The organism is Psychromonas antarctica (assembly GCF_022267535.1).
GTDB classification, from domain to species: Bacteria; Pseudomonadota; Gammaproteobacteria; order Enterobacterales; family Psychromonadaceae; genus Psychromonas; species Psychromonas antarctica.
Window position 1 is genome coordinate 1 of record NZ_JAHNZV010000056.1, and the last position, 18,710, is coordinate 18,710.

15 protein-coding genes and 1 pseudogene are annotated in these 18,710 nt (G+C 39.8%); 14 read left to right on the top strand and 2 right to left on the bottom strand.

The genetic code is table 11. The features are described from left to right. The 11 genes and pseudogenes from KSO91_RS17900 to KSO91_RS11500 form a co-directional block, all read left to right on the top strand. A pseudogene (locus KSO91_RS17900) lies at positions 1-121 on the top strand (IS701 family transposase); the annotation flags it as partial. A gap of 262 nt (positions 122-383) precedes the next feature. Then, positions 384-1,601 (top strand): sugar efflux transporter, encoded by a 1,218-nt coding sequence (locus tag KSO91_RS11455; RefSeq protein ID WP_238743135.1) that lies wholly within the window; start codon positions 384-386, stop codon positions 1,599-1,601. 716 nt (positions 1,602-2,317) lie between these two features. Continuing rightward, entirely contained in the window at positions 2,318-2,914 is a 597-nt protein-coding gene (locus KSO91_RS11460) for a TetR/AcrR family transcriptional regulator (protein ID WP_238743136.1), read from the top strand. Between the two features lie 129 nt (positions 2,915-3,043). Next, a complete protein-coding gene (locus KSO91_RS11465; RefSeq protein WP_238743137.1) occupies positions 3,044-4,081 on the top strand; it encodes an NADP-dependent oxidoreductase in 1,038 nt (345 codons plus the stop codon). 136 nt (positions 4,082-4,217) lie between these two features. After that, a complete protein-coding gene (locus tag KSO91_RS11470) occupies positions 4,218-4,838 on the top strand; it encodes a glutathione S-transferase family protein (protein ID WP_238743138.1) in 621 nt (206 codons plus the stop codon). A 247-nt stretch (positions 4,839-5,085) separates the two neighbouring features. Beyond that, positions 5,086-5,373: a nitrogen fixation protein NifW gene (locus KSO91_RS11475; RefSeq protein ID WP_238743139.1), complete on the top strand. Its 288-nt coding sequence runs from the start codon at positions 5,086-5,088 to the stop codon at positions 5,371-5,373. 133 nt (positions 5,374-5,506) lie between these two features. After that, positions 5,507-7,636, top strand: a complete 2,130-nt coding sequence (gene lpdA, locus KSO91_RS11480) for a dihydrolipoyl dehydrogenase (RefSeq protein ID WP_238743140.1) — start codon at positions 5,507-5,509, stop codon at positions 7,634-7,636. 7 nt (positions 7,637-7,643) lie between these two features. Then, positions 7,644-8,789 carry an ABC transporter substrate-binding protein gene (locus KSO91_RS11485; protein WP_238743141.1) on the top strand — a complete coding sequence of 382 codons (1,146 nt, stop codon included), beginning with the start codon at positions 7,644-7,646 and terminating at the stop codon, positions 8,787-8,789. Further along, positions 8,790-10,547 carry an ABC transporter permease gene (locus tag KSO91_RS11490; protein ID WP_238743142.1) on the top strand — a complete coding sequence of 586 codons (1,758 nt, stop codon included), beginning with the start codon at positions 8,790-8,792 and terminating at the stop codon, positions 10,545-10,547. Continuing rightward, the gene (locus KSO91_RS11495; RefSeq protein WP_238743143.1) at positions 10,528-11,187 is read left to right on the top strand and encodes an ATP-binding cassette domain-containing protein; all 660 of its coding nucleotides are present in this window, start codon (positions 10,528-10,530) and stop codon (positions 11,185-11,187) included. The genes KSO91_RS11490 and KSO91_RS11495 overlap by 20 nt, the downstream gene beginning before the upstream one ends. Continuing rightward, the gene (locus KSO91_RS11500; protein ID WP_238743144.1) at positions 11,180-11,794 is read left to right on the top strand and encodes a CDP-alcohol phosphatidyltransferase family protein; all 615 of its coding nucleotides are present in this window, start codon (positions 11,180-11,182) and stop codon (positions 11,792-11,794) included. The genes KSO91_RS11495 and KSO91_RS11500 overlap by 8 nt, the downstream gene beginning before the upstream one ends. Before the next feature lie 86 nt (positions 11,795-11,880). Here the strand turns inward: KSO91_RS11500 and KSO91_RS11505 are convergent, their stop codons facing one another. After that, the gene (locus KSO91_RS11505; protein WP_238743145.1) at positions 11,881-12,546 is read right to left on the bottom strand and encodes a DUF3047 domain-containing protein; all 666 of its coding nucleotides are present in this window, start codon (positions 12,544-12,546) and stop codon (positions 11,881-11,883) included. 189 nt (positions 12,547-12,735) lie between these two features. Between KSO91_RS11505 and KSO91_RS11510 the strand changes: the two genes are divergently transcribed. After that, positions 12,736-14,037, top strand: coding sequence for a rhodanese-like domain-containing protein (locus KSO91_RS11510; RefSeq protein ID WP_238743146.1), 1,302 nt, complete (start codon positions 12,736-12,738; stop codon positions 14,035-14,037). A gap of 136 nt (positions 14,038-14,173) precedes the next feature. On the opposite strand, the gene KSO91_RS11515 is transcribed toward KSO91_RS11510, so the two are convergent. Beyond that, positions 14,174-14,845 carry a YiaD family glycine zipper/OmpA-like lipoprotein gene (locus KSO91_RS11515; RefSeq protein ID WP_238743147.1) on the bottom strand — a complete coding sequence of 224 codons (672 nt, stop codon included), beginning with the start codon at positions 14,843-14,845 and terminating at the stop codon, positions 14,174-14,176. A 678-nt stretch (positions 14,846-15,523) separates the two neighbouring features. Between KSO91_RS11515 and glgA the strand changes: the two genes are divergently transcribed. Continuing rightward, positions 15,524-16,999, top strand: a complete 1,476-nt coding sequence (glgA, locus tag KSO91_RS11520; RefSeq protein WP_238743148.1) for a glycogen synthase GlgA — start codon at positions 15,524-15,526, stop codon at positions 16,997-16,999. Positions 17,000-17,395: 396 nt separating this feature from the next. Continuing rightward, positions 17,396-17,746, top strand: coding sequence for an Imm51 family immunity protein (locus tag KSO91_RS11525; protein WP_238743149.1), 351 nt, complete (start codon positions 17,396-17,398; stop codon positions 17,744-17,746). The last annotated feature ends 964 nt before the right edge of the window (positions 17,747-18,710 follow it).

Genomic DNA, 18,710 nt, shown 5'->3' on the forward strand with positions numbered 1-18,710 from the left:
ACTGGAAGGGTTAAGTGTAAAAAAAGGCTTAACCACATTTGGATTGAAAACAAAGCTTTATATAAAAGCTCAAAAAGAAGCACTTAAAGCCTGGAAGCAGATGCTGGCCGTAAGTGCGTAACATCAGCTGCTTTATTAGGACCCAGTTCGGAGACGAAGATAAACCATAACAGGGAGGCGTTTTAGAAAATCATATTGAGCAGCTTACGCAGCCTAGTTAACGCCTACTTGACGACTAGATATAATCACCCGCTCAGCATTTTTATATAGCCAGAATAGAATGAATAGCGGCACTTATTACTATATTATAACGGTACACATCGAAGCAAACCACTTAAGTAATGCTTCATAATACAGCAACTAATTGTCTCATCGAGGATATAATGTTTCATCCAATTCGCCTTTTGTATCTCACCGCCTCCTTCTTCTGTGGACTAAGTTTTGCTTTTATGTTCCCTTTGATCAGCCTCTATCTTGTCGAAGAATTGGGTGCGTCTCCCTTGGAAATGGGGCTTTTCCTGGCAATTCAAGTATTAACGGGCGTATTGGTTTCTACCAAAATAGGTAAATATTCCGATGCTGGCTGGTCACGTAAACACATCATTGCCGTTTCTCAGCTTAGTTTTGCGGCGGCATTGCTGGTCTTTATTTTTACTCGCAATTATTACGCTGCTTTGGCTGCGTCTGTATTTCTGATGAGTATTGGCAGTGCAACTTTGCCGCAGATGTTTACACTTGGACGGTTCTACAGCGACAATGTAATAAAGAGCAATGGGGATCTCTTTATGTCTTTGTTGCGTGCTGCAATTGCAGTTGCTTGGGTGATAGGCCCTCCATTAGCCTTTATGATCAAAGACCACCTGGGATTTTCATATGCTTTTACTATGGCTATTATAGCGGCACTAATCATGGTCGGGATTGTCTTTTTCCTACCGGAGTATCGTGCCAACGCGACGACACCAGAACAGCAAACTAGGAGACTAAAATGGCACCGTACCCCCTCTATATTTTTTTATTTACTCGCTTGCCTATTCATGTTTTCTGCTTCATACATGTATAACACGACTATCCCTTTATATATCACTAAAGAACTTTTACTGAGTTCACAATGGGCAGGTTACTTAATGGGCACGGCGGCTTTTCTAGAGATACCGTTTATGATTTTGGCCGGAATCTATGGTGCTAGATTGGGCTATAAGCGATTACTTTATGTCGGGCTATTTTCAGGTCTAGTTTTCTACGCGGGTCTCCTTATGAGCAATAATCTAGTCATCTTAATGGCGCTACAATTATTTAATGGCATATTCATAGCGATTATTTCCACACTGGGCATGATCCTGATTCAAGACATGATGAAACATGAAATGGGCTCTGCTACTACGTTATTCAACAGCGCCCAGATGCTGTCCGCATTGGTAGGTAGCCTATTAGTGGGTGTAACGGCGCAGTTCATCAGTTACTATGCAGTGTTCGTGGTTGCGATTGTGCTGATCGTACTGGCCATGCTCTCGTTGTTAATGATGCGTGACGTTGCAGCCATAAAAACAGATCAATTATCGGCCTCAAATAGTACAAGAAAACCACTGATGGGCGCCATTTAGCTATCCGAACTGACATTAAAGTGGTTGAGTTGAGCAAATTAAAATATTAAAAGGAGTGAAAAAGGTGACTCTTTTACTCCTTTGAGTTAACGCAGAAATACACCGCAATAGCTGCGCTGTATCCAATTAGCTTATCCCGATTTACCATCAACGTCAGCATTAGCATTAGCAGACTAATATGCCATGCTTGAAGAATCTTGACGAAAGAAAACAATCCCTGCCCTTTTAGCTGACAAACCTTTAATCAAAATAAAAAAATCTTAACACGTAAATCAAGACGTATGTTTTGTGACTGAATCATATAATTTCCCATAAAAACACCTTATAAAAATAAACGTATGTGTCAATAGACACATAGAGCAGAGGATTCTGCCGCTATTTTTATTTACATGCTTATGCACTTAACTCAGGTAAAAATGGGAAAAGATAAAAACACGTCAAAAAATTGCACCACAGAGTAAAATGAGGGAAAACACAGAAAAACATAAAAAATAATAATTATCTTATATTTTAGTATGTTAGTTTTTTCTCTGTGTAGCGCGCAGCCCCTCTGTTAATGAATGCGAACCGAAACGTAGTTTCGCAGTCGCATGAAGTGTGCGTGGTAATGGTTTTAATCTTTTTACAAAAAATAACCTGAGTCATCTACATAAGCATGTTTATTTATTTAAAATAATCGCTAGACGACTGGTCTAATTTGCTTTATTGTAACTGGCATGAAAATACAAACGAATGAAACACGGCAACATATTTTAAACATGGGTTACGAATTAATCGTAGCGAAAGGCTTTACTAGTGTGGGCCTATCGCAACTGTTGAAACATGCAGAAGTCCCTAAGGGCTCTTTCTATTATTATTTCAAATCGAAGGAACAATTTGGTGAAGCGCTGATTGCTGATTACTTTGAAAAGTACATGAAACGGCTAAACGACCTATTTTCTGATAACCATTTATCTGCAAATGAACGCCTATTAACTTATTTACAACGCTGGATTGAGTTTGATGAAGGTATATGTGGAGCTGAAAGATGTTTGGTCGTAAAGCTAAGTGCTGAAGTATCCGATCTTTCAGAGTCGATGCGTTTAGCTTTAAATGAAGGCGCCAATAATGTTGTTTTAGCCATTGCTCAATGTATTGAGAGTGGTATCCATGACGGCTCAATTCGCGTTCGCCATGCACAGGAAACCGCCGAAAGTTTATATAAAAGTTGTTTAGGCGGCTGCATTTTGTATAAGTTAAGTAAAGATGTTTCCGGTTTGCGCCATACACTCCAGCAAACCGAACAGATTTTACAAGGTAAGCTAGAATTTTAAGAAAATAATATAAACCCGTATTTATTTAAGTACAGGTTTTTAATTACCCAAAACATAAACGACCGGTCTATTTTAAATTATAGAACGGTCACCGTTAACTCAGACATAACGACTCAAAAAGGAATAATAATGACTGCTCAATCTAATCACAATCAACGTATCGTATTGGCTTCACGTCCTGTTGGTGCACCGACTCAGAGTAACTTCCGTCTTGAAAGTGCAAATAAACCGACCCCTGCACAGGGTGAAATTCTGCTTCGCACTATCTATCTTTCTCTGGATCCGTATATGAGAGGACGAATGAGTGATGCGAAATCTTATGCTGACCCGGTCGCCGTTAATGACGTTATGGTGGGCGGTACGGTTTGTCAGGTCGAACAATCTAACAACGATAATTTCCAAGTTGGCGAATGGGTATTGGCTTACACTGGTTGGCAGCAATACGCGGTGTCTGATGGTGAAGGGCTGCTTAAACTCGGAACCGAACCGACTAACCCTTCTTATGCGCTGGGTATTATGGGCATGCCTGGATTCACGGCTTATATGGGACTATTAGATATTGGCGCGCCTAAATCAGGAGATACAATTGTGGTTGCTGCCGCAACGGGGCCAGTCGGTGCAACCGTTGGCCAGATTGGTAAGCTTAAAGGCTGTCGTGTCATAGGTATTGCTGGCAGCGAAGAGAAGTGTCGTTATGCTAAAGAAGAACTCGGGTTTGATGAGTGTATTAACCATAAAGCAGCAGACTTTGTAGAGCAATTAAATACTGCCTGCGATAAAGGTATCGATGTCTACTATGAAAATGTAGGGGGTAAAGTATTTGACACAGTTCTGCCACTGCTTAATACCGGCGCTAGAGTACCTATCTGCGGTTTAGTTTCTCAATATAATGCGACATCATTACCCGATGGCCCGGATCGCCTGTCGATGCTGATGGGTACACTGTTACAAAAACGTATTAAAATGCAAGGTTTTATTATCTTTGATGATTATGCGCATCGTTATAACGAGTTTGCAACTGCGATGACCGCATGGCTGAAAGAAGATAAAATCAAGTATAAAGAGCAAGTTGTTGAAGGTTTGGAGAATACAGTTGAAGCCTTTGCCGGACTACTTGAAGGTAAGAACTTTGGCAAACTGGTTATTAAAGTCAACCAGCCACTATAGAAATAGTTATACCCATGATACCTCAAGGTACTTTATCAGGACTCTACTCAAAGACCAGAATAAAGCACAGTATGAGGGCTAGACCTTGAATTAACATGGGTAAATAACGCTAACAACAAATAAAAATGGGAAGATCATGATTAAATTACATCATTTAAATAAATCTCGTTCCAAACGTATTATCTGGTTGCTCGAAGAGCTTAATGTGAAGTACGAAGTGGTTCCGTATCAACGTGACAGTGTGACATTCCTTGCACCTCCTGAGCTTAAATCAGTTCACCCATTAGGTAAATCGCCAGTTATTGAAGATGATGGTCTAATCATCGCCGAATCGGGTGCCATCAGCGAATATCTGATTGATAAATACGCTGATGGGCAGTTAGCGCCAGCGCGAGGTACAAAAGAGTATGCTGAATATTCTCAGTGGCTACACTTTGCTGAGAGTTCTGCGATTTTGCCACTACTGTTAAAAATGTTTGTCGCAAAAGATGGTTGTGAAACTAACTTTTTGGCCGATTATGCAGATTTGGAAACGGCTAAAGTGATTCAGTTTTTCGATAATTCATTGGCAGGTAAACGCTATTTAGTCGCAGACCAACTCACTGGCGCAGATATCATGATGTCATTTATTGCAGAGATAGTGAAAAACAATGGTGAATTGGATAAATATAAAAACATAGCTGCTTATATTGAGCAACTCGCTACCCACCCTGCCTTTATTCGTGCTGATAAGATTGAATTAGACGCACAAGCATAATTATAATAACAAGCTTTAAAATAAGCCGTTCATGCTAAGGCAAGGGCGGCTTATTAATACTATTATCCCGCCAGACTCTGCTCTTAACCAACCCTCTTTATTGACTGAATAAGTAATACTATCGCAAGCCCATAAAAACTGGACCGCCAACTTTCTCATATAAAAACTAAACTCACATCAAAATGCTAAATTGATGTCTGGGCTATGCTATCACTTTCCTAAAAGTCAATTCAGTGAGACGCGACTGATGCTTCAACGTTGCCATAAAAACAACTTACAAAATAAACTTGATAGTTTTACAACCATTGAGCAAGCATTAATCTACTTTGAAATCGGCTTCGATAGTGATTTTATTGAACAGCATGGCACGCAATTATGGAAACGTTTCAGGGGTAACTTGATACAGGGAAAAGCTGACGACTGGTTCTCGGGACGACGTGCGTTAAAAAAAGCCTATTGTAAGATTCAACGCGCACGTTTAGATAAAAACAGTCGCTCAGCATGCCGTGGTTGCACGAGTTGCGAACGGCGTTAAATGCGCGATGCTGACAAACATATTTCCCCCCTGCGCAGTAGTTATCATTAATTTTTAACAAACCATGCAATAATTGTGCTGCTAATACGGTCTCCTAACTATTGTTCGTTTATTAATTTTTGGAATACTGATCATGGATAAGAAAAAAATAATTATTGTCATTTCCCTGCTGGTCGCATTGTGGTTTGTTTTCGATGTCAGTCATCTGCTCACATTAGAAAATGCCAAACAACAACAAGCCCTCATGAATAGCTACATTGCAGACCACTTTATCCTTGCCATTGTCATCTATTTTTCACTGTATATAATCGCTACAGCCCTCTCAGTTCCTGGCGCGGCTATCTTTACATTACTCGGAGCCGCACTGTTTGGTTTCTGGTGGAGTCTATTTCTAGTATCATTCGCAAGCACTATTGGCGCTACATTAGCATTCCTGTTTAGCCGTTATTTACTGCGTGACTGGGTACAAAAAAAATTCTCTGGCAGCCTTAAAGCGATCAATCAGGGAATCACTAAAGAGGGTTATCTCTATCTGCTCACATTACGCCTAATTCCTGTTTTCCCTTTTTTTATTATCAACTTATTAATGGGATTAACGGCCATGAGAGCGCGCAGTTTTTATCTGTACAGCCAGATAGGCATGTTACCCGCCACTGCGGTCTACTTAAATGCGGGGACACAGCTTGCGGATATTGAAACGCTTTCAGGTCTACTTTCACCGCAGGTATTAACCTCTTTGGTTATTTTGGGCCTCTTCCCAATGATCAGCAAATTACTTATCAACAAAATTAAACTTAGAAAAACGTACGCTAAATGGACAAAACCGAGCTCTTTTGATCGTAATATGGTTGTTATCGGCGCAGGCTCTGGCGGACTCGTTACGGCCTACATTGCCGCAGCAGTAAAAGCCAAAGTAACTTTAATTGAAAAACATAAAATGGGTGGAGACTGTCTAAATACAGGCTGCGTACCTTCGAAAGCATTAATCAGAACCAGTCATAATATTAAAGAGATTTTAGACGCGCAAAAGTTTGGTATTGATGCACAAATAAACACTATCGATTTCAAGAAAGTGATGGGCCGTATTCAAGATGTGATCACTAAAATAGAACCTCATGATTCTGTTGAACGTTATAGTGAATTAGGGGTTGAGTGCTTACAAGGTGAAGCTAAAATCATCACCCCTTGGCACGTTGAATTAAATGGCGAAATAATCACCACTCAAAATATCGTTATCGCCACGGGTGCGAAACCTTTTCTTCCGCCAATACCAGGACTTACCGAGAGCAGCTATGTCAGTTCCGACACTATTTGGTCTTTGACTGAGTTACCTAAAAAACTGTTAGTACTTGGCGGCGGACCAATTGGTTGTGAGTTAGCACAATGTTTTAATCACCTGGGTAGTGAAGTAACACTGGTTGAACGATTACCACAAATCCTGATCCGTGAAGATGCAGATGCAGCGAAACTTGTACATCAACAATTAACAAGTGAAGGTGTTGAGATACTACTTGAACATAACGTTAGCGCCTTTACACGCGATGAAACACAGCAGTTGGTTGAATTGCAATTTCAGGATGAAACAATCTTAAAAGAGTTTGATATTGTATTGGTTGCCATTGGTCGAGCAGCGAATGTCAGTGGTTTTGGTTTAGAAGAATTGGATATTGAATTAACCGATAAAAAAACCATCGCAGTAAATGATTATTTACAAACTAAATATCCCAATATTTATGCCGTTGGTGATGTAACAGGACCCTTTCAATTAACTCATGCTGCAGCGCATCAGGCTTGGTATGCGGCAGTAAATGGCCTGTTTGGCCGATTCAAAAAATTTGCAACTGACTACTCAGTGATGCCTGCAGCCACCTATACTTACCCTGAATTGGCGCGTGTCGGCATTAATGAGAAAGAAGCGCAAGTTTTAGCGATAGACTATGAAATAACACAATATCAAATAGATGATCTCGACCGGGCTATTGCCGATAGCCAAGATCTTGGTTTTGTTAAAGTGCTCACTGCAAAAGACAGTGATAAGATTCTAGGCGTCACCATCGTTGCTGCGCATGCGGGGGATCTGCTTGCCGAATTTACTTTGGCAATGCGTTATAAACTCGGTTTAAATAAAATACTGAGCACTATTCACCCTTATCCAACAATGAGTGAAGCCGCTAAATATACAGCGGGTATTTGGAAGAAAAACCATGCACCCCAAACACTTTTACGTTGGGTTGAGAAATATCACAACTGGACAAGAAAATAGGTTTTTTATGTATAAATTAATGACCATCATTACGCTATTACTGCTTAGCGGTTATAGTCATGCGAAGACGATCAATTGGCCTGAAGTTGAAAAAAAAGCACAAGGGCAAACCGTCTATTTTTATGCATGGGGAGGCAGCCAAAATATTAATAACTATCTGCGCTGGGCAAATAAGCAGTTACAAACGCAATATTCAGTAACCTTAAAACATGTGAAAGTGACCGATATATCAGAGGCTATCACCCGTTTGTTAGCAGAAAAAACCGCCGCTAAAAATAGTGGTGGCAGTGTTGATATGGTTTGGATTAATGGTGAAAATTTTAAATCGATGAAGATGCACGGACTAATAGATCTGCCCTTTGCCAACCAATTGCCTAACTGGCAATATGTCGATAAATCATTTCCTGTCGAAAGCGACTTTGCAGAGCCAACATTGGGGTTAGAAGCTCCTTGGGGCATTGGCCAGCTAGTTTTTATTTATGACAAACAACGTATCCACAATCCACCCAGCAGTTTTGCTGAAATGTTAACCTATGCAACCGCTCATCCAGGAAGACTGAGCTATCCTCGCCCACCTTCTTTTCATGGCACCAGTTTTCTTAAATCAGCATTACTGGAATTAAGCCTTGATCCGCAACATTTATACCAACCAGTAGAAAGTGACACTTTTATGCAGATCAGCGCCCCCTTATGGGATTATTTAGATGCCTTTCACAAAGTCGCTTGGCAGCAAGGCGAACGCTTTCCAGCCAGCAGTGCAGAGACCATCCAGCTCCTTGATGATGGTCAGTTAGATCTCGCTATCACCTTCAATCCAAATGAAGTAATCAGTGCTCAACTCAATGGTAGTTTAGCTTCCAGCACCGATACTTATGCACTACAAGCAGGTGCATTATCTAATATCCACTTTTTATCTATTCCATGGAATGCCAGTGCCAAAGAAGGCGCCTTAGTGGCCATTAATTTTTTACTCAGCCCAGCAGCACAATCAAAAAAAGGCAGCCTATCACAGTGGGGAGATCCCACTATTTTACAGTCTCAATATATAACTGGCTCAGCTAAGAAAACTAAATTGTTTAAATCTATCCCGGAACCACATCCAAGCTGGCAACGTGCATTAGAAGCGGAATGGCAAAAAAGGTATGGACATTAATTGAACGCGTTTCTATTTTTAAGGGGACTAAAAAGAATCCCCTATTTTCAGATTGGTTTTATATTAACCCTAGGAATTTGTTTTCTACCATTATTACCGGGTTTGGCTGGACTATTGTTATCCGCACTGGGATTTATCCCCGCGCTCAATCAGTATCATTTTTCACTGCTTGGTTTTTATCAACTGTTGAGCTGGCCGGGGATCACGCAGTCAATCTTGAGTACCCTTTTGGTGACACTAGCGAGTACCCTATTAACCACCCTGTTAGCATTCTCTATTGTACAATCGTGCTGGCATAGCCGCTGGTGGAAAAAAATCGAAAACCTGCTGGCTCCTATACTTGCATTGCCACATGTAGCATTTGCCGTGGGGTTTGCTTTTTTATTCTCAACAAGTGGTTTTCTCGCACGTATTGCACAGTTGCTAAACGAAAGTACCACCTTTAGTGATTGGGAGATCATCCATAACCAATATGGATTAGGATTAATCTTTGCCCTCACCATCAAAGAGATCCCCTTTATTATCTTTATGAGCATCCCGATATTTAAGCAACTCAATGTCGATAAAACGGTGCAGATTGGACAAAGTTTAGGTTATTCACGAGATCAGGTTTGGCAAAAAATAATTTTCCCGCAATGGCTGCCTAAAATACGCTTTTCGTTGTTTGCCATAATGGCTTATAGCTTATCCGTTGTAGATGTCTCCTTAGTCATAGGCCCCACTAATCCACCGACCTTACCTGTGTTGCTTTGGTCTTGGTTAAACGATGCGAATCTATTCACTTTACCTAAAGCATCTGCAGGCGCATTTTTACTATTGCTGAGCTGTATTGTGCTTGTTTATCTGATCCGTTTTCTGGAATGGTTGATTGCTAAGCGCTGCCAAGGTTGGCAAGTTAATGGTCGCTTTGCGCTGCCTACAATGGGTAAAAGCGTTATTTTAATTACCTACGCAATCTCATTCGCAACGCTGCTAATACTTTTCACCTGGTCTTTTGTGCAACGCTGGTCTTATCCTGACATTATACCGACACAATGGTCTGGCCGATTTTGGCTGCAAGAGTGGGATTACCTATGGACGATCACTAAAAACAGTGCCTTACTTGCGATAGCCAGTGCGACGATAGCGCTGATATGCGTTTTAATACTCCATGAAAACAATGCCCAAAGTAAGACCTCCAATAATACAAAAACATCTAAGGTGTCATTACGTTTCCCCCTGCCCGCACTATTAATTTTCATCCCAATACTTGCTCCACAAATATCTCTTTTATTTGGTATGCAAGTTGCCACCTTATATATTGCCAGTCAGCATTATTATTTATGGGTCATTTGGTCACATATTTTCTTTGCTTTCCCTTATCTTTATTTAGCGCTAGATGGGCCGTGGCGCAGTTATGATCAAAGGCTCGATAAAGTCAGTTTAAGCCTCGGTATGTCTCCCATTAAAGTTTGGTGGAAAATTAAAATGCCGATTTTATTGCCCGCCATACTTTTCGCATGGGCTATTGCTATCAGCGTTAGCTTGGCACAATATCTCCCCACAATGATGCTTGGTGCAGGGCGAATATCAACACTGACCACCGAGGCCGTCGCCTTAGCCAGTGGCCAAGATCGCCGCATTAGTGCTATTTACGCGTTAATGCAATCTCTACTGCCCGCTTTGTTTTTTATCTTGGCAATTATTATTGGACGAAAAACAGGTAAATTAGAGAACCGAACAAGGAGCTGCGACAAAAATGACATTATTACTCAATAAGATTGCCATAACCGATGGCAACCATAAAACACTCATTTCTCCGATAAGCTTCACCGTTGCAGCCGGCGAAATATTATCACTAATGGGCCCAAGTGGCTGTGGAAAGTCAACCTTGTTAAATGTGATAGCGGGTCACCTACCTCATGATTTTCATTGCAGCGGAGAAATTTATTTAAATAACCTATTACTTAATAATACGGCGGTTGAAAAACGCAATATAGGCCTATTATTTCAAGATGATCTGTTATTTCCACACCTGAATATTTGGCAAAACTTAGCGGTTGCATTACCCAATACAGTCAAAAAATCGCAACGCAAAATGCAAGCAATGGAAACCTTAGAAGCAATCAATTTATCTTTTTTAGCAGATAACTCACCCGCTAAAATATCTGGCGGCCAGCGCGCCCGCATCAGTATGATGCGCATGCTACTTGCACAACCCGCAGCAGTGTTACTTGATGAGCCTTTTAATAAATTAGATAAATCATTACGTAGTGAATTTCGTGACTGGGTTTTTCAGCAAATACAGGAAAGGAAATTACCCGCATTGATGGTAACGCACGACCAAGCCGATCTTCCTGATAATGGCGCAGTCTTGCAGTGGCCATGGCAACAACCCAAGGAACAACTTAATGCTTGATCGTTACAGTATAAAAATCATTGCAACACCAATAACCCACTTAGCAAAAATCATTCACAAACAAGGGATTAGTGCGGATCAAATCACCCTTATGGGGTTTCTATTAGGGCTATTCGCTTTCCCTGCTATCGTTTATCAGCAATATAACTTAGCATTGCTATTTATTCTGATTAATCGCGTATTTGATGGACTCGATGGCGCAGTGGCAAGAATTCAAGGTATCACCGACTGTGGTGGTTTTCTCGATATCAGCTTAGATTTTTTATTTTACGCTTTGATTCCTTTCGCCTTCATCGTCGCAAATCCGCCTGTTAATGCGCTTGCGGGATCTTTTCTGCTATTTTCATTTATCGGTACCGGCTCAAGCTTTTTAGCCTTCGCGGTGATGGCGAATAAAAAAGGTATTGAAAACCCCGTTTATCCGCACAAATCACTCTACTATATTGGCGGCTTAACGGAAGGTACTGAAACCATCGTTTGTTTTGTATTACTGTGTTTATTTCCCAGCTACTTCAGCAGTATTGCCTATACCTTTGCCTTGCTATGCTGGATCACCACTTTTAGTAGAATATACGCGGGTTACCAAACCTTAAATCATTCAATATAAATGCGTATAACAATAGCGTCCCAGATCAGATTAAGCCAAATTGACCTTGTATGGGCATTATTAACCGGCAATTAATTAGCCGTATTTTATGGATTTGCTGAAAAATAAATATCGCCATAATAGGTAGTTGCCTGCAGCCCTGCATTATCGCTATCGGTCATCACAGCCACACCATCGATATAACGCACATTTTTGTCGATCAAGGTTTTTAAATCTTCGCGCAAATCACGACTGTAATGTAACCATTGCCCTAAATTCTTTTCCCCCGATTCAATGGCGAACATCGTTGCATTAGCAGTAAATGGATTAGGCCACGTTTGCCCTTGTTTAAAGGAGGATGACCAAACATAATTTAAAGCACGAGTTTGCCAAAAGAAGACCCCGCCATCGATGATGATATACATACGCGCAACATAATCATCACCTTGTTTTTTACTTTCATCCAAGTCCGAATATAATTTATCTGTTTTCCAAGACCAATGCAGGTACGGTGTTTTTTGAAGATCAATGCGTTGTTCAGCAAACAATCCAGAAGCAGCATGATCACTCGTTGCCTTCAGTACCAAGAGATTATCGGCCGTTGCATCAGCAACAATCTGGTACTCGGTTTTACCTGCAAACTCTTTCACTTTCCAGTTGTCAATAATGCCCTGCGAAAAACGACCTATATACAAATTATCACTATCAGCGGCATTCACATGATGGCAGAGTGTAAAAAAAGTCACTATTAATAGACGTAGTATTTTATGCATAAAGAGCACTCCCCAATAATTTATTGCTTAACAAATGAAATATAAGATCCATACTTTCTGTTTTTTGAATTATCCCATTAACTTAAATTATTTTTATGACGCAGATACTTCTTTTGAATATACTTGATATTCCTTTTACCCCTTCATTTTGGCTTGCAACTTAAGCCCATTACTATTCGGCTATATTTAATGTCTTATTTATTTAAAACACTACCTATTATCGCTTTCGCCTGTGCACCAACGTATGCGTTAACATTCGATGATATATCTACACAATATATAGAAAATGGACGACTATCAGACAAGATTCAAATTATCGATTGTCGTTCAAGTAATCAATATAATGGTTGGCCAGCAGCCGATGCAAACAGCGAAGGGCACTTTCCTGGAGCCGTTAATGTAGACAGTCAATGGCTTACATTACTTGATAACAAACAATTACAACAATTAATCTCTGATAGACAGATACAAAAGGATAAGCCTACTTTTCTCTATTGTGCCAATGATGACAGCAAAGCTCTTCGCCTTGCCTTGAAAAAACAAGGCTTGAAAAAAGTAGAGATTATTAACCAAGATTTAACCCAAGCAAGCGAGAAGTTAATCACCCTCCCCAATTTTAAGCAATTAGTTTCCCCGCAATGGCTGCATAAGGTTATCAATGGCGATAAAACTTCATATGCTCCTAAAAAGAATTACAAACTCATTGAGGTGCAATGGGGTCCTGCCATTAAATATCTCGCCGCTCATATCCCTAGCGCACTGTATTTAGATACTAACGAGATTGAAACAGAGCCATGGTGGAACCGAGTCAGTGATAAAAAAATTGCCGAATTGCTGAAAAATTTAGGCATCCGTTATGATACAACGGTTATTTTATATGGCCGCAATAATATGGCAGCAGCACGTGCCGCTAATATCATGATGTATGCCGGTGTGGATGATGTACGGCTGCTTAATGGTGGCTGGCAAGCATGGCTCGATAGCGGATTTGCGATTGAGTCCTTTATGAATAGCAATAGTCAAAAAGTTGAATTTGGTAAGCTTATTCCAGCAAATCCACACTATATTATTGATATTCCGCAAGCAAAAGCGCTGTTAGCCAAAGATCCCCGTAAACACTCTTTAGTTAGCGTGCGCACATGGGATGAGTACACGGGTAAAACTAGTGGTTACAGTTACATTAAAGAAAAAGGACGAATTACTGGCTCGAAATGGGGACATGCAGGAACGGATTCCAATAATGTCGCTGATTTCTTAAACCCTGACGGCACAATGAAAAGTGAAAATGCGATTAAACAATTATGGCAATCTTCTAATATCAATCAGGATCAACAAGTTGCTTTTTATTGCGGTACAGGTTGGCGAGCATCAGAAGTTTTCTTTTACACTTACGTGATGGGTTGGAAAAACATTAGTGTCTTCGATGGTGGCTGGTATGAGTGGAGTGGGAATAAAAACAATCCAATAAGCGCCGTCACAGAAAAAGAATAGAGGATTATTGGATGGGGGGGTATAAATAAAACGGCTCTATAAAAAAAACTCAAGAAACCGTTTTATGCCTTGATCTCACAGTCTGGTATTTCTGTGCATCGTTAGCTATAGAGTGTTATAGGAACAACCGTGCAAATTATTCGCGGATAGGCAGCATACTGATTTCAACACGTCGATTTAAAGCGCGTCCGGCTGCTGTCTTGTTATCCGCTATCGGGTTGCGCTCACCAAAACCGACAGTATCAAAACGGATTGCCGCAATTTCTTTATTTTTCAAATAGTCACTCACAGAGCGGGCTCGCTGTTCTGAAAGTTGTTGATTATAAGCATCGGAGCCAACACTGTCGGTGTAGCCTGCAACAACGATAATGGTTTTATCAAACTCTTTTTGAACTAATGCAACTGAATCGAGTACATCATAAAAATCTGTTTTCAGCGTAGACTTACTAGTCGCAAAAGTAATATTACCCGGCATGACTAGATTAATATTATCGCCATCGCGCTGAACACTAACACCCGTACCACGTAACTGTTTACGTAACTTTGCTTCTTGTGTATCCATGTAGTAACCCACACCGCCACCAACGATCGCTCCTATTCCAGCATCTCGCAACATGCGCTGATTACGCTGTAACGTACTTTTGTCTTTATTGGCCAGATAAGAAACGACCATAGCAACACCAGCGCCTATGCCGGCACCTTTCGCTGTATTAGTAGTTTTGGCTTCACCTGTGTAAGGATCAAAAGTTGTGCAGCCACTGACAGCCATAGTACCGATAAGACTTAATATTATGAAAAATTGTTTCATTGTGCGTATTCCTGTTGAATAAATAAGATGGATTGAGGCATTGAGCCACGACAGTATATAAAATTTAGCTTTAAAGTGCTTGAAAGATCACAAAAACCACCATGATTTCATGCGAAAAAATACCGTTATCCCCTTTTCATCAACCTCAAATACGCTTTAAAGCCAATATATGTTATACCCCTATGACTAGTTGGATGATCTATTCAGCTGAAGTTAGTGATGCCATTGACTTCATTTTATTGCAAATTACATAGTCAATATAACAAGGTAAACGACAAAGCATGCGCATGCTTGATCTAAGCTAAACCGGCAAGCGAACAATAATTGTCATTGCTCGTACTGCCATTTTTAAGTATTTTTTCTTCGACGCTCTATATTTCAGAGTAGGCAGCGGCGATCTCATTGTGTAATATACGAGAACTTTTTATAACTATTAGTTTTGACGAAGTAATTTGAACAAGTAGACAGAACAAAAGTTCCTCCCCCTCTGGTCGATCATTTGGCTTTATTTTAGAGGGGTACACAAGGTATGGGTATATTATTCAGACCTTGTAAAATGATAGCGATGCAACAGTAGCCTGCAAACTCACACTACGTTTTTAGGCCAACTTCAGCGGGAATTTTTTCCCGCGCATAGAGCTCAGTTGAAAAGATAAGTTACTATTTGAGGTATGAATAATGAATATAGTTTGGGCTACAAGTGAAGCAGCACCCTATGCTAAAACGGGTGGATTAGCTGATGTATCATACTCACTACCCTACGCACTGGCAGAGAACGGACACAATGTTTCTGTCTTTATGCCTTATTATCCACAAATTATGGCTGAAAAATGTGATGATACTGAATCTGCATATGAACTCTTAGGAGTGCCTTTTGGTGATTCAAATGAGGAATGGGCAAGCATTCGCCAACACAAGATCAGTGAAAACCTCTCCTTTTATTTTATAGAATCTGATCGCTTTTTTGATCGCCCTAAACTATATGATTGGGACGGTAATGAATACTCTGACAATGCCGAACGTTTTATATTTTTGAGTCGGGCAATCATGCAAGCAATACTTGCACTGGATATAAAAGTTGATGTGCTTCACTGCAACGACTGGCATACAGCGCTGTGTAGTGTCTATTTAAAAAGTGCCCTATATAACTCATTTGATAATTTTAGCCAAGCTAAGTCAATAATCACGATTCATAACCTCGGCTACCAAGGCATATTCAAAAAATCTAATCTTTACTGGACTGGACTTGGCTGGGACTATTTTAACGTCCACTGTTTTGAGTTCTACGATCAGCTTAACTTATTAAAAGCAGGTGTACTGACAGCTGATATGGTGAGTACTGTTAGCCCGACCTATGCAGGGGAGATCTTATCTTTAGAATATGGCTTCGGTTTAAATCGCCCTCTTCAACACCGAGCGGTACAAGGCAAACTACGCGGTATTCTAAATGGGATAGATGTTCTTGAATGGGATCCTGAAACAGATAAACTGCTCCCTTACAATTTTTCACATCGCGATCTAACAGGGAAAGCACGCTGCAAAATGGCTCTTCAAAAGGAATTTGGTCTTGCACTACGACCTGATGTTCCTCTTTATGGCGTGGTATCCAGACTTGCTGAACAGAAAGGGCTTGATGTTTTCATTGACTGTATAGATGCAATGCTTAAAGAAGACGATGTGCAATTTGTTATTATCGGCTCCGGAGAGAAATGGCAAGAAACAGCGTTAGCTGACTACGCAAAAGCATATCCGAATAAATTAGGCTGCCATATTGGATACAATAACAAACTTGCTCATCTGGTTGAAGCGGGTTCAGATTTCTTTGTTATGCCTTCAAGATATGAACCCTGTGGGCTTAACCAGATGTATAGCATGGTGTATGGCACGATTCCTATCGTCAGATCAACAGGCGGCCTTGAAGATACTGTCATTAACTATTCAGCTCAAAATATCAATAATGCGACTGGATTTAAATTTTACGACCTTTATCCAGCGGCACTAAGAGACACCATGCGATGGGCTGCATCTATATACCTTAACGATAAACCTGCATTTAAAAAAATGCTAATCAATGGCATGAAGACTGACTTTTCATGGCATCACACTGCCGTCGAATACGAAGAGCTATATCGGCATGCGAATAGCAGATTCTGAGCGAGGAGAAAAGCACAGAATCAATGAGCTTCTCCTTTAGAGAAGCTCATTGATTCTTTCGCAGAGCGCACCATCAGCAAAGCAAGTGGTAAAATATCAATAACGAAGGGTATAAAAAAGCCGAAATTGAATGGCAAATATTAAAACCACAACGCCAGTAAAATACGTAAAAAAGAAAATCTGATGATGATAATCATTACCTGTGAAACCTTTAAAATCACTATGCTTTCTGTTTTCACGAAAACAACAAAATACCTCACTTTTTAAAAGCTATTGTAATTTTTAAATTCAAAATTTTGATGCAGCCACCATTAAAAAAATAGCGAACATGTAGGATGGCTGGCAATCCATAATCTTTGTTAAAACATCGATTCCCCCTTACCTCTGTGAGACATTATGAAACACGCAAACGCTTACCAACCTTTTTTGCTTTCAAGTTTCAAAAAAGATCATTCCCTTACTTTAAGTGACCTGAAATGGTCTGCATTTGAACAACATGATTTTTTGGGTGATGGAGAAGACTGGACTATGTTGATAGAAAATCTACTGACTGAAAAAAATCCAGAGCTGCTAGCAAAAATAACCTTTGGCGATGAAACGATGATGTTTTGTATTCATAGCGAAGATAAAGATGCATTACATGAAATTGCAGAGATGGTTTTTTCTTTTTATGAAGATAAAACATTATTAGATGCGTATATTACACGTTATGCACAATATGAATTTGAACCAAACGTGGCAAGTTAATAAAAATCAGGCCCAGTTTCCATGAAGCCAGCTTTCATAGAGGTGGTTACCATACAATACAGCTCTAATAAGGGTTAAAAACAATAAGAGGGGTATAAAAAAGTATCACAATGTACTTATGAACTGAACAGAGGGTGAAAATATGTGCTGGATTTTTAAGGCGTAAAGGCACAAATAATTTTTTGGTACAGCTTATACAGTAATAAAAATAGCGGAAGTGCACTTCTCTTTATAGAGTCTGGCAATCTCCTTCCGCTGTTATCATAATTTCTGTATTTTGGTTTTCTGTAACCAATCTAATTTCCATTATCTCTTAAAGAATGAAAAATTGAACATAGTTTTTTTGCTGTTTTTGTTTGTCTTTTCAGTTTTATTAGCTTGGCTATAGACTAAAAAGTTCTCTGCTGTTGATAAAAATGTAATATCCATAATATTTTCCTTTTGATTTTTTTACTTTTAATTGTCCTTAGTGGACAAAACAAATGTAACCTAGATCACACTTTCACACAAGAGAGATTGTAATTTAATTACAAAAAATGTTTAAAAAAACTATTATTCACATTAAAAAAGCATAATAAGAGGTTAAAATCCCGCTAGTGGGTTCTTTTGTAACATAACTGTCTTTTTAATTACCGATCGCGATCAATGTGTTCCTTTCTGTTAATGGTGTTGTTAATACTGCCGAAATGACACATACAGCGCTTATTCTTGTATTTATTCCTCCTTAATAATCAATTCAATGGAACTCGATGATTAGGATAAAAAGACGACTTATCACTGTTGCGGCACACTCCCTCGGTGGTAAAAATTCTGCATAGAAACAGAAAATAGATACCTCTTGGATTCAAATAATAAGTGCATAACTTGAATAGGTAGAAAAAACGGTCAGCTGAATATATGCTAATCGCTTTTTCTCCGGCAAGAGATGCAACAATGAAAACATATAAACAACTGACCTATGAAC

Excerpts from the sequence above, each read along its gene's own strand:
- KSO91_RS11455 (WP_238743135.1), top strand. The coding sequence starts at position 384 with ATGTTTCATCCAATTCGCCTTTTGTATCTCACCGCCTCCTTCTTCTGT.
- KSO91_RS11485 (WP_238743141.1), top strand. The coding sequence starts at position 7,644 with ATGTATAAATTAATGACCATCATTACGCTATTACTGCTTAGCGGTTAT.
- KSO91_RS11505 (WP_238743145.1), bottom strand. The coding sequence starts at position 12,546 with ATGCATAAAATACTACGTCTATTAATAGTGACTTTTTTTACACTCTGC.
- KSO91_RS11475 (WP_238743139.1), top strand. The coding sequence starts at position 5,086 with ATGCTTCAACGTTGCCATAAAAACAACTTACAAAATAAACTTGATAGT.
- KSO91_RS11465 (WP_238743137.1), top strand. The coding sequence starts at position 3,044 with ATGACTGCTCAATCTAATCACAATCAACGTATCGTATTGGCTTCACGT.
- KSO91_RS11515 (WP_238743147.1), bottom strand. The coding sequence starts at position 14,845 with ATGAAACAATTTTTCATAATATTAAGTCTTATCGGTACTATGGCTGTC.
- lpdA (WP_238743140.1), top strand. The coding sequence starts at position 5,507 with ATGGATAAGAAAAAAATAATTATTGTCATTTCCCTGCTGGTCGCATTG.
- KSO91_RS11470 (WP_238743138.1), top strand. The coding sequence starts at position 4,218 with ATGATTAAATTACATCATTTAAATAAATCTCGTTCCAAACGTATTATC.
- KSO91_RS11525 (WP_238743149.1), top strand. The coding sequence starts at position 17,396 with ATGAAACACGCAAACGCTTACCAACCTTTTTTGCTTTCAAGTTTCAAA.
- glgA (WP_238743148.1), top strand. The coding sequence starts at position 15,524 with ATGAATATAGTTTGGGCTACAAGTGAAGCAGCACCCTATGCTAAAACG.
- KSO91_RS11510 (WP_238743146.1), top strand. The coding sequence starts at position 12,736 with ATGTCTTATTTATTTAAAACACTACCTATTATCGCTTTCGCCTGTGCA.
- KSO91_RS11460 (WP_238743136.1), top strand. The coding sequence starts at position 2,318 with ATGAAAATACAAACGAATGAAACACGGCAACATATTTTAAACATGGGT.
- KSO91_RS11500 (WP_238743144.1), top strand. The coding sequence starts at position 11,180 with ATGCTTGATCGTTACAGTATAAAAATCATTGCAACACCAATAACCCAC.
- KSO91_RS11495 (WP_238743143.1), top strand. The coding sequence starts at position 10,528 with ATGACATTATTACTCAATAAGATTGCCATAACCGATGGCAACCATAAA.